This window comes from Streptomyces sp. NPDC051664 (assembly GCF_044453545.1).
In the GTDB taxonomy this organism is placed as follows: Bacteria; Actinomycetota; Actinomycetes; order Streptomycetales; family Streptomycetaceae; genus Streptomyces.
On the sequence record NZ_JBITCU010000004.1, the window covers coordinates 187,513 to 202,096 of the forward strand.

16 protein-coding genes and 1 pseudogene are annotated in these 14,584 nt (G+C 69.8%); 10 read left to right on the top strand and 7 right to left on the bottom strand.

Going from position 1 to position 14,584, the window contains the following annotated elements; all coding sequences use genetic code 11:
- Window positions 1-28: 28 nt before the first annotated feature.
- Together ACIA8E_RS09885 and ACIA8E_RS09890 are read left to right on the top strand one after the other, a co-directional pair.
- The gene (locus tag ACIA8E_RS09885; protein WP_330244310.1) at window positions 29-970 is read left to right on the top strand and encodes an ROK family glucokinase; all 942 of its coding nucleotides are present in this window, start codon (window positions 29-31) and stop codon (window positions 968-970) included.
- A gap of 78 nt (window positions 971-1,048) precedes the next feature.
- The gene (locus ACIA8E_RS09890; protein WP_399296319.1) at window positions 1,049-1,822 is read left to right on the top strand and encodes an endonuclease/exonuclease/phosphatase family protein; all 774 of its coding nucleotides are present in this window, start codon (window positions 1,049-1,051) and stop codon (window positions 1,820-1,822) included.
- A 39-nt stretch (window positions 1,823-1,861) separates the two neighbouring features.
- Here ACIA8E_RS09890 and ACIA8E_RS09895 read toward each other — a convergent pair whose 3' ends face one another.
- Complete coding sequence (locus ACIA8E_RS09895) at window positions 1,862-2,527, bottom strand: hypothetical protein (protein WP_399296320.1); 666 nt, start codon at window positions 2,525-2,527, stop codon at window positions 1,862-1,864.
- The gene (locus ACIA8E_RS09900) at window positions 2,520-3,299 is read right to left on the bottom strand and encodes an alpha/beta hydrolase (protein ID WP_399296322.1); all 780 of its coding nucleotides are present in this window, start codon (window positions 3,297-3,299) and stop codon (window positions 2,520-2,522) included. The genes ACIA8E_RS09895 and ACIA8E_RS09900 overlap by 8 nt, the downstream gene beginning before the upstream one ends.
- A 210-nt stretch (window positions 3,300-3,509) precedes the next feature.
- Here ACIA8E_RS09900 and ACIA8E_RS09905 point away from each other — a divergent pair, with 210 nt between their 5' ends.
- From ACIA8E_RS09905 to ACIA8E_RS09925, 5 genes are all read left to right on the top strand, one after another.
- Window positions 3,510-4,238 (top strand): lysophospholipid acyltransferase family protein, encoded by a 729-nt coding sequence (locus ACIA8E_RS09905; RefSeq protein WP_399296808.1) that lies wholly within the window; start codon window positions 3,510-3,512, stop codon window positions 4,236-4,238.
- A gap of 55 nt (window positions 4,239-4,293) precedes the next feature.
- Window positions 4,294-5,544 carry a MacS family sensor histidine kinase gene (gene macS, locus ACIA8E_RS09910; RefSeq protein WP_399296323.1) on the top strand — a complete coding sequence of 417 codons (1,251 nt, stop codon included), beginning with the start codon at window positions 4,294-4,296 and terminating at the stop codon, window positions 5,542-5,544.
- Window positions 5,545-5,624: 80 nt separating this feature from the next.
- Complete coding sequence (locus ACIA8E_RS09915) at window positions 5,625-6,269, top strand: response regulator (RefSeq protein WP_399296810.1); 645 nt, start codon at window positions 5,625-5,627, stop codon at window positions 6,267-6,269.
- 152 nt (window positions 6,270-6,421) lie between these two features.
- Complete coding sequence (locus ACIA8E_RS09920; protein WP_313936897.1) at window positions 6,422-7,450, top strand: 6-phosphofructokinase; 1,029 nt, start codon at window positions 6,422-6,424, stop codon at window positions 7,448-7,450.
- 85 nt (window positions 7,451-7,535) lie between these two features.
- Entirely contained in the window at window positions 7,536-7,667 is a 132-nt protein-coding gene (locus ACIA8E_RS09925) for a hypothetical protein (protein ID WP_399296834.1), read from the top strand.
- Window positions 7,668-7,712: 45 nt separating this feature from the next.
- Here the strand turns inward: ACIA8E_RS09925 and ACIA8E_RS09930 are convergent, their stop codons facing one another.
- Together ACIA8E_RS09930 and ACIA8E_RS09935 are read right to left on the bottom strand one after the other, a co-directional pair.
- Window positions 7,713-9,599: an anthranilate synthase family protein gene (locus tag ACIA8E_RS09930; protein ID WP_399296325.1), complete on the bottom strand. Its 1,887-nt coding sequence runs from the start codon at window positions 9,597-9,599 to the stop codon at window positions 7,713-7,715.
- Between the two features lie 90 nt (window positions 9,600-9,689).
- The gene (locus ACIA8E_RS09935; protein WP_107063558.1) at window positions 9,690-9,746 is read right to left on the bottom strand and encodes a trp operon leader peptide; all 57 of its coding nucleotides are present in this window, start codon (window positions 9,744-9,746) and stop codon (window positions 9,690-9,692) included.
- 102 nt (window positions 9,747-9,848) lie between these two features.
- Here ACIA8E_RS09935 and ACIA8E_RS09940 point away from each other — a divergent pair, with 102 nt between their 5' ends.
- Window positions 9,849-11,195 (top strand): class II 3-deoxy-7-phosphoheptulonate synthase, encoded by a 1,347-nt coding sequence (locus ACIA8E_RS09940; protein WP_327124510.1) that lies wholly within the window; start codon window positions 9,849-9,851, stop codon window positions 11,193-11,195.
- Between the two features lie 170 nt (window positions 11,196-11,365).
- Window positions 11,366-11,563: pseudogene (locus tag ACIA8E_RS09945) on the top strand (bacterioferritin-associated ferredoxin); the annotation flags it as partial.
- A 188-nt stretch (window positions 11,564-11,751) separates the two neighbouring features.
- Here the strand turns inward: ACIA8E_RS09945 and bfr are convergent.
- A complete protein-coding gene (gene bfr, locus ACIA8E_RS09950) occupies window positions 11,752-12,231 on the bottom strand; it encodes a bacterioferritin (protein ID WP_399296328.1) in 480 nt (159 codons plus the stop codon).
- A gap of 153 nt (window positions 12,232-12,384) precedes the next feature.
- Between bfr and ACIA8E_RS09955 the strand changes: the two genes are divergently transcribed.
- Entirely contained in the window at window positions 12,385-13,017 is a 633-nt protein-coding gene (locus ACIA8E_RS09955; protein WP_399296330.1) for a sulfite oxidase-like oxidoreductase, read from the top strand.
- 31 nt (window positions 13,018-13,048) lie between these two features.
- Here ACIA8E_RS09955 and ACIA8E_RS09960 read toward each other — a convergent pair whose 3' ends face one another.
- Window positions 13,049-13,642: a DUF4396 domain-containing protein gene (locus ACIA8E_RS09960; protein WP_399296331.1), complete on the bottom strand. Its 594-nt coding sequence runs from the start codon at window positions 13,640-13,642 to the stop codon at window positions 13,049-13,051.
- Between the two features lie 84 nt (window positions 13,643-13,726).
- The gene (locus ACIA8E_RS09965) at window positions 13,727-14,584 is read right to left on the bottom strand and encodes a deoxyribonuclease IV (RefSeq protein ID WP_030972947.1); all 858 of its coding nucleotides are present in this window, start codon (window positions 14,582-14,584) and stop codon (window positions 13,727-13,729) included.

Consider the following 14,584-nt stretch of genomic DNA (forward strand, 5'->3'; position numbering starts at 1 on the left):
GCGGGGCTCGACCGAAACTGAGGGATTCATGGGACTCACCATCGGCGTCGATATCGGCGGCACGAAGATCGCGGCTGGAGTGGTCGACGAAGAGGGCCGGATCCTCTCGATGTTCAAGGTGCCGACCCCGCCGACGGCTGAAGGCATCGTGGACGCGATCGCGGCGGCGGTATCCGGCGCGAGCGAGGGACACGAGGTCGAGGCAGTCGGCATCGGCGCTGCCGGATACGTCGACGACAAGCGCGCCACGGTGCTGTTCGCGCCGAACATCAACTGGCGGCACGAGCCGCTGAAGGACAAGGTCGAGCAGCGCGTCGGCCTCCCGGTCGTCGTCGAGAACGACGCCAACGCCGCGGCCTGGGGCGAGTACCGCTTCGGCGCCGGCCAGGGCCACGACGACGTCATCTGCATCACGCTCGGCACCGGCCTGGGCGGCGGCATCATCATCGGCAACAAGCTGCGCCGCGGACGCTTCGGTGTCGCCGCCGAATTCGGCCACATCCGGGTCGTTCCGGACGGGCTGCTCTGCGGCTGCGGGAGCCAGGGATGCTGGGAGCAGTACGCCTCCGGGCGTGCGCTCGTCCGGTACGCGAAGCAGCGCGCCAACGCCACCCCGGAGAACGCCACGATCCTGCTCAGCCTCGGCGACGGCACGGTGGACGGCATCGAGGGCAAGCACATCAGCCAGGCCGCACGCCAGGGCGACCCGGTGGCGATCGACTCGTTCCGCGAGCTGGCCCGCTGGGCCGGCGCCGGGCTCGCCGACCTCGCCTCGCTCTTCGACCCGTCCGCGTTCATCGTCGGCGGTGGCGTCTCCGACGAGGGCGAGCTCGTGCTCGACCCGATCCGCAAGTCGTTCCGGCGCTGGCTGATCGGCGGCGAGTGGCGCCCGCACGCCCAGGTGCTCGCGGCCCAACTGGGCGGCAAGGCCGGACTGGTGGGCGCGGCGGATCTGGCCCGGCAGGGCTGAACCACCCGGTCACGGACATCACCGGACGCCCGTCGCGCCCTTGTGGGAGCGGTGGGCGTCCGTCGTATCGTGAGCGGTATGGTCCTGACGCCGCTGCCCGACTCCCGTACCGAGCCGGATGGTTCGGCCGTCATCAGAGTGCTCAGCTACAACATCCGGTCGATGCGCGACGACCGCGAGGCCCTGGCCCGCGTCATCCGCGCCAGCGCACCCGATCTGGTCTTCATCCAGGAAGCCCCGCGCTTCTTCCGCTGGCGCAAGCGCGCCGCCTGGCTGGCGGCCCACACCGACCTGGTGCTCCTCTCCGGCGGCGCCACCGCGGCCGGGCCCCTGCTGCTCTGTTCGCTGCGCGCCACCGTGGAACGAACGGAGGACCTGCTGCTGCCGCACACCCCTGGACTGCACCGCAGGGGGTTCGCCACGGCGGTGGTGCGGATCGCGGGCACCCGGATCGGTCTGCTGAGCTGCCATCTCAGCCTGCGGCACGACGAACGCCTGGCCCAGGCGGATCTGCTGCTCGACCGGCTGGACGCCATGCAGGTCCAGCACGCCATCGCGGCCGGCGACCTCAACGACGGCCCGGAGGGGAAGGCTTTCCGGCTACTGGCCGGGCGGCTCCAGGACTGCCGGTCGGTCCGGCCGTGGGGCGCCGACCAGACCTTCCCGGCGCACGATCCGCGCCTGCGCATCGACGCGATCTTCGCGACCGCCGGGATCGAGGTCCTCGGCTGCGGAGTCCCGTCGGGGCTGCCCGGCATCACCGAGCCGGACCTGCGGGCGGCCACGGACCATCTGCCGGTACTGGCAGCACTCCGGGTGCCCGCCCTCGCCTCCCTCGCCGAACCGGCCTGATCCCGGGGAGCGGCTCGCCGCACTGCCCCGGGAGCCGTGTCAGACGACCGCGCCGCGCCCCGGATCGTCGTCGTCCTCGTCGGCGTCCTGCATCCGCGCGACCAGGGTGACGAAACCGCCCAGGAAGCCGCCGACGCAGAGCGTGGTCAGCCACCATGTCATGTCCCACTGCAGCAGCACCGCGATCAGCAGCAGCACCGGCCCGCCGACGACTGCGAGCCAGGCGAACTTCGCCGGGACGTCGGCCTCCGGCAGCGGCGGCGGCTCCGGCGGGACGAAATGCCCCTCGTCGTGGTCGTCCGCGTCGTCCCCGTCGGTCGGCTCCGTCACCTCGTAGTCACGCGGACCGTTGACACCGGGCGCGAAGACGACCGAGCTGCCGAGCGGCTTCTCCGGCGGCTTCGGCGGCCCCTGCTTCCCGGCACCCTTGTCGGGGTCCAGGACATTGCGCTGACCGTCCTCCAGCTGCGCGAGGTCACCGATCGACTTGAACGGCTTGGCACCCGGCGGGTCCGGCGGCTCCTCGCCGTACCCGGCGACGATCGCCTCCCAGACGGCCGCCTCGTCGAGCGGGTCGCCCTCGCCCTTGGGCCTTGCGGGGGCATCCTGCGCACCCGCGCCCCCGTCGGGCACGGCTGCTCCCTCGGTGGGGCGCGGTTCGCGCTCCTCCTCGCTGCCCGCGCGCTCCGCGTCGTGCTCAGCCACCGGATGTGCTCCCCTTCTTTCCGACGCTCGGAGCGAGGCGGCCGATGAACGAAAAGCTCTCGTCGAAGATCCGCTCCGCATCGTGGTCCAACGTCGCCACGTGGTAGCTCTGTTCCAGCAGGATCTCCTCGACATCCGTCGACGACACCCGGCTGAGGATCCGCGCCGAGTCGGCCGGCGGCACCACGTGGTCCTGCGGGCTGTGCAGCAGCAGGAGCGGCTGGGTGACCTGCGGCAGATCGGTGTCGACCAGCCGGAAGAAATTCCGCAGCGAATGCGCCGCGTGCAGCGGCACCCGGTCGTAGCCGATCTCCACGGAGCCGTCCCGCGCGATGTCGTTGGCCACGCCCTTCGTCGACGGCAGCAGATGACGGACGACCGGCAGTGCGTACGCCGCCAGGCCGTGCACCTTGTTCCCCGGATTGACGAGCACCAGACCGCTGATCGCGTCCCCGTGCTTCGCCGCCAGCCGCAGCGCCAGCGCGCCGCCCATCGACAGCCCGAAGACGAAGACCTGACTGCACCGCTCCGACAGGGCCCGCAGCTCCCGGTCCACCTCCGCGTACCAGTCCTGCCAGCCCGTGACCTGCATGTCCTGCCAGCGTGTGCCGTGCCCGGGCAGCAGCGGCAGCGAGACCGTGAGCCCGCGCTCCGCCAGATGGTCGGCCCAGGGCCGCAGCGACTGCGGTGAACCGGTGAATCCGTGACAGAGGAGGACGCCGACCTCTCCGCCCTCGTGGCGGAACGGCTCGGCTCCAGGAAGGACCGGCACCGGGGTCTCCTGTTCGTGAGGCTCGAAGGGGAGCGAAAGGGGGAGTGCAAGAAGGATTACTTCACCGTACGCGACCGGACTGACACCGACCAGGGTCGTCACCGGTCACAGCCGTGCTTCGGCCCCGTGCCGGGCAGGAACGGCAGCTGCACCAAGGGTTAAGGTCAGTGCGACAGCACACAGGAGGCACTCGAGTTGATCTACGGCGCAATGAAGTTCTCCATCGGTGGGTCATTGAAGCTCGCCTTCAGGCCGTGGGTGGAGGGCCTGGAGAACATCCCTGCTCAGGGGCCGGCGATCCTCGCGAGCAACCATCTCTCGTTCTCCGACTCCTTCTTCCTGCCGGCCGTCCTGGACCGCAAGGTCACCTTCATCGCCAAGGCCGAGTACTTCACCGCACCCGGCGTGAAGGGCAGGCTCACCGCCGCCTTCTTCAAGGGTGTCGGCCAGCTCCCGGTGGACCGCTCCGGCGCCCGCGGTGCCGGTGAGGCGGCCATCAAGGCGGGCATAGAGGTCATCGAGAGCGGTGGACTCTTCGGTATCTACCCGGAGGGCACCCGGTCGCCCGACGGCCGGCTCTACCGCGGCAAGCCCGGCGGACTGGCCCGCGTGGCCCTCGCCACCGGAGCGCCGGTCATCCCCGTTGCGATGATCGACACGGAGAAGATCCAGCCGCCCGGTCAGCTGATGCCCAAGCTGATGCGCCCGGGTATCAGGATCGGCAAGCCGCTCGACTTCAGCCGGTATCACGGCATGGAGGGCGACCGCTTCATTCTGCGCTCGGTCACCGACGAGGTGATGTACGAGATCATGAAACTCTCCGGCCAGGAGTACGTCGACATCTACGCGACCGCGGCCAAGCGGCAGATCGCGGACGAGGCGAAGCGCCGGGCCGAGGAGGAGAAGCACGCGGGCGGAAAGCCCGGAACGCAAGGGTGACGAATCGGTCCGGCGCGTCACCGCGCCGGCGTCCGTCGGGGGGGGGTGGGGGGGCATGGCCAAGCGCGAGCGGGTCGTACGCATGTCGGTCGAGCAGCCGCTGTGGCGTGCGCTGACCGCGTACCGGATTCTGACGATGCTCTATGCGAGTCTGCTCGCCGTCTTCGGCCGGGGCGAGTACGAGCGGCCGTGGGTGGCCTTCGCCTACCTGGTCGCCATGGCCGCCTGGACCCTCGCCACGCTCCCCAAGGTCGCGGGCGCGGTGAGCTGTACCAAGCGCTTCCTCGGCGCCGACCTCGCGCTTGCCCTGTTCGGCATTCTGCTGACCCCGCTCGCCGACTTCGACGCCCAGCACATGGACGGCTCGACCCTGCCGTCCATCTGGACCGCGGGTTCCGTCCTGGCGTTCGCGATCAAGGGCGGCTGGCGCTGGGCGGCCTTCGCCTCCACCTTCGTCGCCGCAGCCAACATCGTCGAGCGCGGCGAACCCAGCCGCGACACCTTCCACAACGTCCTGCTGGTCTGGGTCGCCGCCATCGCCATCGGTTACGTCGTCGAGGTGGCCAGGGCCAGTGAGCGCACCCTGGCCCGCGCTCTGGAGATCGAGGCGGCCACCCGGGAACGGGAGCGGCTGGCCCGCGGCATCCACGACAGCGTGCTCCAGGTCCTCGCGATGGTCCAGCGCCGTGGCACGGCGCTGGGCGGCGAGGCGGCCGAACTGGGCCGGATGGCCGGGGAACAGGAGGTCGCCCTGCGCACCCTGGTCTCCAGCGGACTCGTGCCCACCACCCGGGTCTCCGAGGACGCCGCCGACGGCGCGGTGGTCCGCAGCGTCGAGGTCGACGACGAGGAGGACGGCCCGGCCGGCGGGGCCGCATGCGATCTGCGCTCCCTGCTCGCCCCGCACGCCGGCTCCCGGGTCAGTTTCGCGGAGCCCGGCGCCCCGGTACTGCTCGCTCCGGCGGCGGCGAAAGAACTTGCGGCTGCTGTCAGTGCCGCCCTGGACAATGTGCGGGTGCACGCGGGGCAGGACGCCCAGGCCTGGATCCTCGTCGAGGACTGGCCGGACGAGGTGATCGTGACGGTCCGGGACGACGGCCCGGGTATTGCCGAGGGGCGGCTGGCGCAGGCGGAGGGGGAGGGGCGGATGGGGGTCGCCCTGTCGATCCGGGGGCGGCTGCGTGATCTGGGCGGCACGGCAGAGCTGATCTCGGTGCCCGGCCAGGGCACCGAGGTCGAGTTGAAGGTTCCAAAGGTTTCGAGGACTCCGAACGATTCACGGGGGAAGGCAGGTTCCGGCCGATGAGCGCGGACAACGTGACGAACACGACCGGCGCGACGAGCGCGGCGGGCGGGCAGGGCGCCACCCGGCGGGCGATCAGGGTGATGGTGGTCGACGACCACCCGATGTGGCGCGACGCCGTCGCCCGCGATCTCGCCGAGTCGGGCTTCGACGTGGTGGCGACCGCCGGTGACGGCCCGCAGGCCCTACGCCGGGCGAGGGCCGTCACCCCTGACGTCCTGGTGCTCGACCTCAATCTGCCGGGAATGCCCGGCGTCCAGGTCTGCAAGGAGCTGGTCGGCTCCCACCCCGGCCTGCGGGTCCTGGTGCTCTCCGCGAGCGGCGAGCACGCCGACGTACTGGAGGCGGTGAAGTCCGGCGCCACCGGCTACCTGCTCAAGTCGGCCAGTACGCAGGAGCTGACCGAGGCCGTGCGGAGGACCGCGGCCGGCGACCCGGTCTTCACCCCGGGCCTCGCCGGACTGGTGCTCGGCGAGTACCGCAGGCTGGCCTCCGAGCCGGCGCCCGTCGCGTCCGACGAGCCGAAGGCCCCGCAGCTGACCGACCGGGAGACCGAGGTGCTGCGGCTCGTCGCCAAGGGGCTCTCGTACAAGCAGATCGCCGAACGGCTCGTCATCTCGCACCGCACCGTCCAGAACCACGTCCAGAACACCCTGGGCAAACTTCAGCTGCACAACCGGGTGGAACTCGTGCGGTACGCGATCGAACGCGGCCTCGACGACGCCTGAGACCCGGAACGCCGAGATCGGCTCCGCCTCGGCGACGCCCGTGATCAACTCCGATTTATTGCGCGGGAATTGACCTTCCGACCCATCCCTGAGTGACCTGGATCACCATTAGCGTGGTCGTAGCGAGCTCACTTCGGCGAAGGGATGCTTCCATGCGGGTCGGAGTACTGACCGGGGGCGGCGACTGCCCCGGGCTCAACGCGGTCATCCGCGCCATCGTCCGCAAAGGCGTGCAGGAGTACGGCTACGACTTCATCGGCTTTCGGGACGGCTGGCGCGGCCCGCTGGAGGGGGAGACCGTCCCGCTCTCCATCCCGGCGGTGCGCGGCATCCTGCCGCGCGGCGGCACCATCCTCGGTTCCTCGCGCACCAACCCCCTCAACGCGGAGCACGGCGTCCGCCGGATCAGGGACAACCTCGCCAAATACGAGGTCGACGCGCTCGTCACCATCGGCGGCGAGGACACGCTCGGCGTGGCCGCCACCCTGTCCGACGACTACGGCATCCCGTGCGTCGGCGTTCCCAAGACCATCGACAACGACCTGTCGGCCACCGACTACACCTTCGGCTTCGACACGGCGGTCGGCATCGCGACCGAGGCCATCGACCGTCTGCACACCACCGCCGAGTCCCATATGCGGGTCCTCGTCGTCGAGGTGATGGGCCGCCACGCGGGCTGGATCGCGCTCCACTCCGGGCTGGCAGGCGGCGCGAACGTCATTCTCATCCCCGAGCAGCGCTTCGACATCGAACAGGTCTGCGCCTGGGTGACTTCCCGCTTCCGGGCGAGCTACGCCCCGATCGTCGTCGTCGCCGAGGGCGCCATGCCCGCCGAGGGGGAGATGATCCTCAAGGACGGATCCCACGACTCCTTCGGCCATGTCCGGCTGTCCGGCGTCGGCGAATGGCTGGCCAAGGAGATCGAGCGGCGCACCGGGAAGGAGGCCAGGACCACGGTGCTCGGCCATGTCCAGCGCGGCGGCACCCCCAGCGCCTTCGACCGCTGGCTGGCCACCCGCTTCGGGCTGCACGCCATCGAAGCCGTCCGGGACGGCGACTTCGGTGTGATGGTCGCCCTGCGTGGCACGGACATCGTGCGGGTGCCGATCGCGGAGGCGACCGCCCGGCTCAAGACGGTCGACCCGGCGCTCTACGCGGAGGTCGGCGTCTTCTTCGGCTGAGCGCGTCTCTTCGGCTGAGCACGGCAGGGGTACGGGCCGTATATTCGCGGCCGTCCGGCCCGCACCCTGCCTTCCAGGAGAAATCATGGAAATCCTGGCATTCGGTGTGCAGTCCGACGAGAAGCAGCTGATCGAGAAGGCCTTCGCCGGACAGCACGAGGTCCGGCTGCCTGGCCCGCCGCCGCAGCGACAACGTCCTCGTTCCCGCGCTCCGTGAGGACTGAGCCCCGGATCTCCTCCGGAGCCCCGCCCACGTACGCCGTCAGCTGTGCACGGGCAGCCCCGCCAGCAGCTCGGCGACGATCGACGCCCCGCGCAGCGTCAGCACCGACTCCGGGTGGAACTGCACCGACGCGAACCCGTCCCCGCGCAGTGCGTGCAGTTCCCCGGTGGCCGCGTCCCGGCTCACCTCGATGGAGTGCGCAGCCAGCTCGGTGACCGTCTCGTCATCGCAGCGAGCGGTGAAGCTGTTGTAGAAGCCGACCGTCTCCGGGCGCCCGAACAGTTCGATCCGGGTCTGCGCGCCCTGGTAGGGCACGGTCTTGCGGACGATCTCCAGTCCCAGCTCCGCCGCGATCAGCTCATGTCCCAGGCAGACCCCGAGCAGCCCGTGCCGATGGTCCCGGACCAGCTCCGCGGCGAACTCGCGCAGCAGCCGCATCTTCGGATCGCCGGTGTCGGCCGGATTCCCGGGCCCGGGGCCCAGCACGACCGGGCCCAGGTGCGCCCGGACGGCCTCGCGCAGTCCCGGCTCGTCGTAGCGCCGCACCGACACCTCCAGGCCCGAGGCGCGCAGCAGATGCGCCAGCATCGCGGTGAAGGTGTCCTCGCCGTCGATCACCAGCGCATGGCCGGACAGCTCCTGCGTACGCTCCTGCATCCGCAGCCAGAACGGTGCGAGCCCGTCCCGTCGGGCGTCCAGCGCGGCCCGCACCCGCGGGTCGCCGGCCAGCCGCGGACGCGTCCCCTCGGCCTGTGGCCGCCCGGGCCGCACCCCCAGCGCGGCCAGCACCCCGGCCGCCTTCGCATGGGTCTCGGCGACCTCGCTCGCGGGATCGGAGTGGCGTACGAGCGTCGCCCCGACCGCCACCCGCAGCCGCCCGTCGGCCGCGATGTCGGCGGTACGGATGAGGATCGGCGAGTCGAGGGTCTGCGCCCCGCCCGGCTCCTGCCGCAGCAGGGCCAGCGCGCCCGCGTAGTATCCGCGCCCGCCGGGCTCGTACCGCTCGATGACCCGGCAGGCGTTCTGCACGGGCGAGCCGGTGACCGTCGCCGCGAACATGGTCTCCTTCAGCACCTCCCGTACGTCCAGCGAGGAGCGCCCGCGCAGTTCGTACTCGGTGTGCGCGAGATGGGCCGTCTCCTTGAGCCGTGGCCCGATCACCACCCCGCCCATGTCACCGACGGTGCACATCATCTTCAGTTCCTCGTCGACCACCATGGAGAGTTCCTCGGTCTCCTTGCGGTCACCGAGAAAGGTCAGCAGGCTCTCGGCGGTCGGCCCCTCGGCGGGGTAGCGGTACGTCCCGCTGATCGGGTTCATCACGACCGTCCCGCCGGACATCCGCACATGCACCTCGGGACTGGCGCCGACCAGCGTCCTGTCGCCGGTGTGTACGACGAACGTCCAGTACGCGCCCCGCTCACCGGCCAGCAGCCGCCGGAAGAGCGCCAGCGCGTCGGCCCGCCCGAATCCGGGGATCCCGCCCTGGAAGGTACGCCGGATGACGAAGTTCGCGCCCTCGCCCTGTCCGATCTCGTCCTCGATGACCCGCCGGACGATCCCGGCGTACTCCTCGTCGGGCACGTCGAAGGCCCCGCCCTCGACCTGCACGTCATGGGTGGGCAGCACGTCGAGCACGGTGGCGAGCGGCAGCTCGTACGTCTCGTCCGCGACCAACACGGACAGCGGTGTCCCGTCGTCGCGCACGTCGAAACCGCGCTCGGCGATCTGCCGGAACGGCACCAGGGAGAGCGACGGCTGCGGACCGACGGGCAGATCGGCGAGCCGGTTCACCTCCCGCACCCGGCCGATCAGGACCTCGACGGTGTCGTGATCACGGCCGGGGGTGCGCCTGCGCAGCAGCGCGAAGGGCGGGCAGTCGTCCGTCAGGAGCCGCTGGACGACGAGCTCGGTGGGGTCGGGCATGAGGTGTTCCTTCCGGATGGAGGAACGGCTCCCGAAACGCAGAGAAGGCCGCCCCTCGGGCGGCCTTCGCGTGGTCTGTCGCGCGATGAATCAGTGGGCCGCCGGATGAGCGGTCCACCACCAGTTCTGATGTGTCTGCGCGAACATGTTCCGCACCTTACCGGACGTCCACCGGTCCAGACGCGCGTCTCATCTGTTGAGCCTACGGATGAGTGCCCCACGAGACCCCGTAATGTTGTGGATGTGACCGTGAACGCCAATACCTCCGTCGCCGGTGGCAACACCTGGCGAGACCTTCCCGCGGCGCAGCAGCCCGAGTACCCCGATGCCGAGGCTCTGCGCGATGTACTCGCGGACCTCGCGTCGTATCCGCCGCTCGTCTTCGCGGGCGAGTGCGACCAGCTGCGCGCCCGCATGGGAGCCGTCGCCAAGGGCGAGGCGTTCCTGCTGCAGGGCGGCGACTGCGCCGAGGCCTTCGACGCCGTGTCCGCCGACCACATCCGGGCCAAGCTGAAGACGCTGCTCCAGATGAGCGCCGTCCTGACCTACGCGGCCTCCGTGCCCGTCGTCAAGGTGGGCCGGATCGCCGGCCAGTACTCCAAGCCGCGCTCCAAGTCGACCGAGACCCGCGACGGCGTCACCCTGCCGACCTACCGCGGCGACTCCGTCAACGGCTTCGCCTTCACCGAGGAAGCCCGGATCCCGGACCCTGAGCGGCTGAAGCAGATGTACCACGCATCCGCTTCCACGCTGAACCTGGTCCGCGCCTTCACCACCGGCGGATACGCCGACCTGCGCCAGGTGCACGCCTGGAACCAGGACTTCGTGAAGTCGTCCCCGTCCGGTCAGCGCTACGAGGCGCTGGCCCGCGAGATCGACAACGCGCTGAACTTCATGAAGGCGTGCGGCACGGACCCGGCCGAGTTCAAGGCGGTCGAGTTCTACTCGTCGCACGAGGGACTGCTGCTGGACTACGAGTCGGCGCTGACCCGCACCGACTCGCGCACCGGCCGGCTGTACGACACCTCCGGCCACATGGTCTGGATCGGTGAGCGCACCCGTCAGATGGACGGCGCGCACATCGAGTTCGCCTCGAAGATCCGTAACCCCATCGGCATCAAGCTGGGCCCGACGACCACCGTCGACGAGGCGCTCGGCTACGTCGAACACCTCGACCCGGAACGCGAGCCCGGCCGGCTGACCTTCATCGTCCGCATGGGCGCCGACAAGGTCCGCGACAAGCTCCCCGCGCTGGTCGAGAAGGTCACCGCCTCCGGTGCGGTCGTCGCCTGGGTCACCGACCCGATGCACGGCAACACCTTCGAGGCGGCCTCCGGCCACAAGACCCGTCGCTTCGACGACGTCCTGGACGAGGTCAAGGGCTTCTTCGAGGTGCACAAGGGCCTCGGTACGCACCCGGGCGGCATCCACGTCGAGCTCACCGGTGACGATGTCACCGAGTGCGTCGGCGGCGGCCACGAGATCTTCGTGGACGACCTGCACCAGCGTTACGAGACGGCCTGCGACCCGCGCCTCAACCGCAGCCAGTCGCTGGACCTGGCCTTCCTGGTCGCCGAGATGTACCGGGACCAGTAGGGCAGTCACCGCAGGTACCGCACGTACGACTGTGGGGCACGGATCGATGTGATCCGTGCCCCACAGTCGTACCGGGGCTTTACGGGAGAGGAGCGCCGGGTAAGGTTAGGTTAGCCTCACCGATCAGTCGGGACGGCGCCAACGATCGATCCCGTCGGGAGGTGAACCGCATGTACGTCTGCTCGTGCTTCGGCATTACGGAGCAGCAGGTCAAGGAGCATGCGGACGCCGGGGCGTGCACCCCCCGCCAGATAGCCAACGCCTGCAAGGCGGGCACGGACTGTGGCGGCTGTGTCCGCAGGATCCAGGCGATGCTGGGCCGCGGCTCGTGCGCTCGTAGCGCGCTGCTCGAGCAGAAGCTGACCCCCGGTGGCGTCCCCGAGCAGCCGCTCGAGCCCGGTGACCCCGATGCCGACCCGGGCAGGGCCCCGGGCATCGCTCCCGGCAGGGCCCCGGGCATCGCTCCCGGCAGAGTCCCGGGCACCGCTCCCGGCAGAGTCCCGGGCATCCGGCTCCCCGACGCGGCCTGAACTCAGGGCTCGGGAGGCTCGGGACCTCAGCTGTCCGGCTGCTCGATCTGCTGCGCGATGTAGTGCGGTTCACCGAGTTTCTCGATCAGCTCCAGCTGGGTGTCGAGGTAGTCGATGTGGTGCTCCTCGTCCTCAAGGATCGACTCAAAGATATTTGCGGACGTGATGTCGCCCTTGCCGCGCATCAACTCGATCCCGCGCTTGAGCCGATCGATCGCCTCCACCTCGACCTGGCGGTCGGCCTGGAACATCTCCGTGACGGTCTGGCCCACCCGCACATGGAAGAGTCGCTGGTAGTTGGGTAGTCCATCGAGAAGGAGAATGCGGTCCGTCAGCTTCTCGGCGTGCTTCATCTCGTCGAACGACTCGGAGCGCGTGTACTTCGCCAGCTTCGTCCAGCCGAAGTTCTCCTGCATCTTTGCATGCAGGAAGTACTGGTTGATGGCAGTCAATTCGGCGGTCAGCTGTTCGTTCAGGAACTCGAGGACCTCGGGGTCGCCCTGCATCGCAGAGGCTCCTTCCAACCGTGAACCGGGCAAGTTGGCCGCATCCTCGCACCGCACCCATCCACCGTCCAGTAAGTACACGCTTAGTAGGGTTTGCCTTAATCGCCTCTGCCCTGGTCATGACCACCCCTGCCTGTCTGTCACCATGGAGTCATGGGTCAGCCGGAAAGCCGGGAATACCGCGAATCAGAGCAGTCCGAGCTTCCGCCGGGACAGCGACTGCAGCGCGGCTGGCCGGTTACCCACTACGGGCCCGTTCCCAAGTTCAAGCCCGACCGCTGGGAGTTCCGGGTCTTCGGAGCCACGGCGGACGGCGAGAAGCACTGCTGGAACCATGAGGAGTTCTCGGCCCTGCCGTTCTCCTCGGTCGTCGCCGATCTGCACTGCGTCACCAAATTCAGCATGCTCGGTGCCGAATGGGGCGGGGTCCTCGCCCGTACGATCCTCGAACTCGCGCCGCCCTCGCCCCAGGTCACCCATGTGATGGTCTGGGCCGAATACGGATTCAGCTCGAACCTGCGGCTTGCCGACTTCACCTCGGACCGAACACTTTTCGCCACTCACCAGGGCGGTGAACTGCTCACCGCTGAGCACGGCTTCCCGCTGCGTCTCGTCGTACCGCATCTGTACGCCTGGAAGGGGCCCAAGTGGGTCCGGGGCATCGAGTACATGACCGCCGATCGCCGGGGCTTCTGGGAGGAGCGCGGCTATCACAACCTCGGCGACCCGTGGAAGGAACAGCGCTACTCCTACCAGGAGGAGCCCGGGGACGGCCCCGAGCTCTGACCCGTCGGGCCCGGTCGCTGTGGGCCCGCCCTCAGTGGTGGTACCGGTGCACCACCGCGTGCCCCTTGCCGCGGCCGATCATCCACTTGTTGACCGGTGTGGTGACGGCGAAGGCGACGGCCAGCGACAGCGCGAGGGCTCCCCAGAACAGTGTGTCGGCGAGCTGTGCGTCCATGGCGCCCGGCCACAGCGCGATCACACCGTTGTCGATCAGCTCCATCACCGCGATGGAGACGGTGTCGGCGGCGAGGGCGACCCGGATCGCCGTACGGAAGTCGACGTCGGCCTTGAGGATGGAGCGCAGCGTCAGCGTGTAGCCGAATGCGAAGGCCAGGATGATCGCGAGGATCGTCGTCGCCGCGTTGCCCCAGCCGAGCGCGGTGCCGATCACCATGCCGAGGATCTCGCCGATGGCGCATCCGGTGAGGCAGTGCAGCGTGGCGCGGGCCGCCATGGACCAGCCGGCCGCGCCGGGGGCGTGCGCCGTGTGGCCGGCGTGAGCTGAACGGCCTGTGTGGTCTGCGTGCCGGCTGTTGTGGCCCTGGTGCTCGTGGTGCTCGTGGTGCTCGTGGTGCTCGTGCCGGCCTTGCTGTTCGTACTGTTCGTCGCGCGTGTCGTGCTGCATGGCGATCCCCCAATGCCGGTAGCGGTTCCCTCCCCATACAGGAACCGCATACCCCCTGGGGGTATTCCTCATGCCTTCGCGAATTCAGCCCCGGTCGCGCAGCTCCTTGAGCCGCGCCACATCCGCCGCGTGGCCTTCCTTGCCACCCGGCGTCTCGATGACCAGCGGCACCCCGGCCGTCGCCGGATGCGAGAACAGCTCCTGGAACGGCTCCTCGCCGATGTGCCCGGCGCCGATGTTCTCGTGCCGGTCCTTCTGGGCTCCCACCACGTCCTTGGAGTCATTGGCGTGGATCAGTTTCAGCCGGCCCTCGCCGACCGTCTCCACCAGCAGATCCAGGGTCTGCTTCATGCCCGCCGGGCCCGCCAGGTCGTGGCCCGCCGCGTAGATGTGGCAGGTGTCGAGGCAGATACCGAGCTTGGGGTGGGCGTCCAGCGCCTCGAAGTACGGGCCGAAGTCCCAGGTCCGTGAGCAGAGTGAGAACCCCTGTCCGGCGGTCGACTCCAGCAGCAGAAACGGGTCGTCGTCGTGGGTCAGCTCGTCGAGGAGCGGCCGCATGTGCGTACGCACCTGGGCCAGGGCCTCCGCGCGCGGCCGGCCACCGGTCGCGGAGCCCGTGTGCACCACGACGCCCAGGGCGCCGATCTCGCGGGCCCGGCGCAGGGAGTGGCGGAGCGACTCCACGGACCTCTCGACAGTCGCCTCGGTGTGCGAGCCGAAGTTGATCAGATACGGGGCGTGGACGTACGCCGGTATCGACTCGGCGGTGCACTCGGCGCGGAACTGTTCGTCCTGCGCCGGGTTCCCGGCCGGTGTCGCCCAGCCGCGCGGATTGGCGACGAAGACCTGGACGGCCTCCGCCCCCATCTCGCGGGCGTAGGGCAGGCCGACCTTGGCGAGGCCGCCGGCCACCGGGACATGGCCGCCGACTGGGTTGCGCAT

Bases quoted from the DNA above. Each gene is read 5' to 3' on its own strand.
- ACIA8E_RS09885 (WP_330244310.1), top strand. From the start codon at position 29: ATGGGACTCACCATCGGCGTCGATATCGGCGGCACGAAGATCGCGGCT.
- ACIA8E_RS09890 (WP_399296319.1), top strand. From the start codon at position 1,049: ATGGTCCTGACGCCGCTGCCCGACTCCCGTACCGAGCCGGATGGTTCG.
- ACIA8E_RS09905 (WP_399296808.1), top strand. From the start codon at position 3,510: ATGAAGTTCTCCATCGGTGGGTCATTGAAGCTCGCCTTCAGGCCGTGG.
- macS (WP_399296323.1), top strand. From the start codon at position 4,294: ATGGCCAAGCGCGAGCGGGTCGTACGCATGTCGGTCGAGCAGCCGCTG.
- ACIA8E_RS09915 (WP_399296810.1), top strand. From the start codon at position 5,625: ATGGTGGTCGACGACCACCCGATGTGGCGCGACGCCGTCGCCCGCGAT.
- ACIA8E_RS09920 (WP_313936897.1), top strand. From the start codon at position 6,422: ATGCGGGTCGGAGTACTGACCGGGGGCGGCGACTGCCCCGGGCTCAAC.
- ACIA8E_RS09925 (WP_399296834.1), top strand. From the start codon at position 7,536: ATGGAAATCCTGGCATTCGGTGTGCAGTCCGACGAGAAGCAGCTGATC.
- ACIA8E_RS09930 (WP_399296325.1), bottom strand. From the start codon at position 9,599: ATGCCCGACCCCACCGAGCTCGTCGTCCAGCGGCTCCTGACGGACGAC.
- bfr (WP_399296328.1), bottom strand. From the start codon at position 12,231: ATGCAGGGCGACCCCGAGGTCCTCGAGTTCCTGAACGAACAGCTGACC.
- ACIA8E_RS09955 (WP_399296330.1), top strand. From the start codon at position 12,385: ATGGGTCAGCCGGAAAGCCGGGAATACCGCGAATCAGAGCAGTCCGAG.
- ACIA8E_RS09960 (WP_399296331.1), bottom strand. From the start codon at position 13,642: ATGCAGCACGACACGCGCGACGAACAGTACGAACAGCAAGGCCGGCAC.
- ACIA8E_RS09965 (WP_030972947.1), bottom strand. From the start codon at position 14,584: ATGCGCAACCCAGTCGGCGGCCATGTCCCGGTGGCCGGCGGCCTCGCC.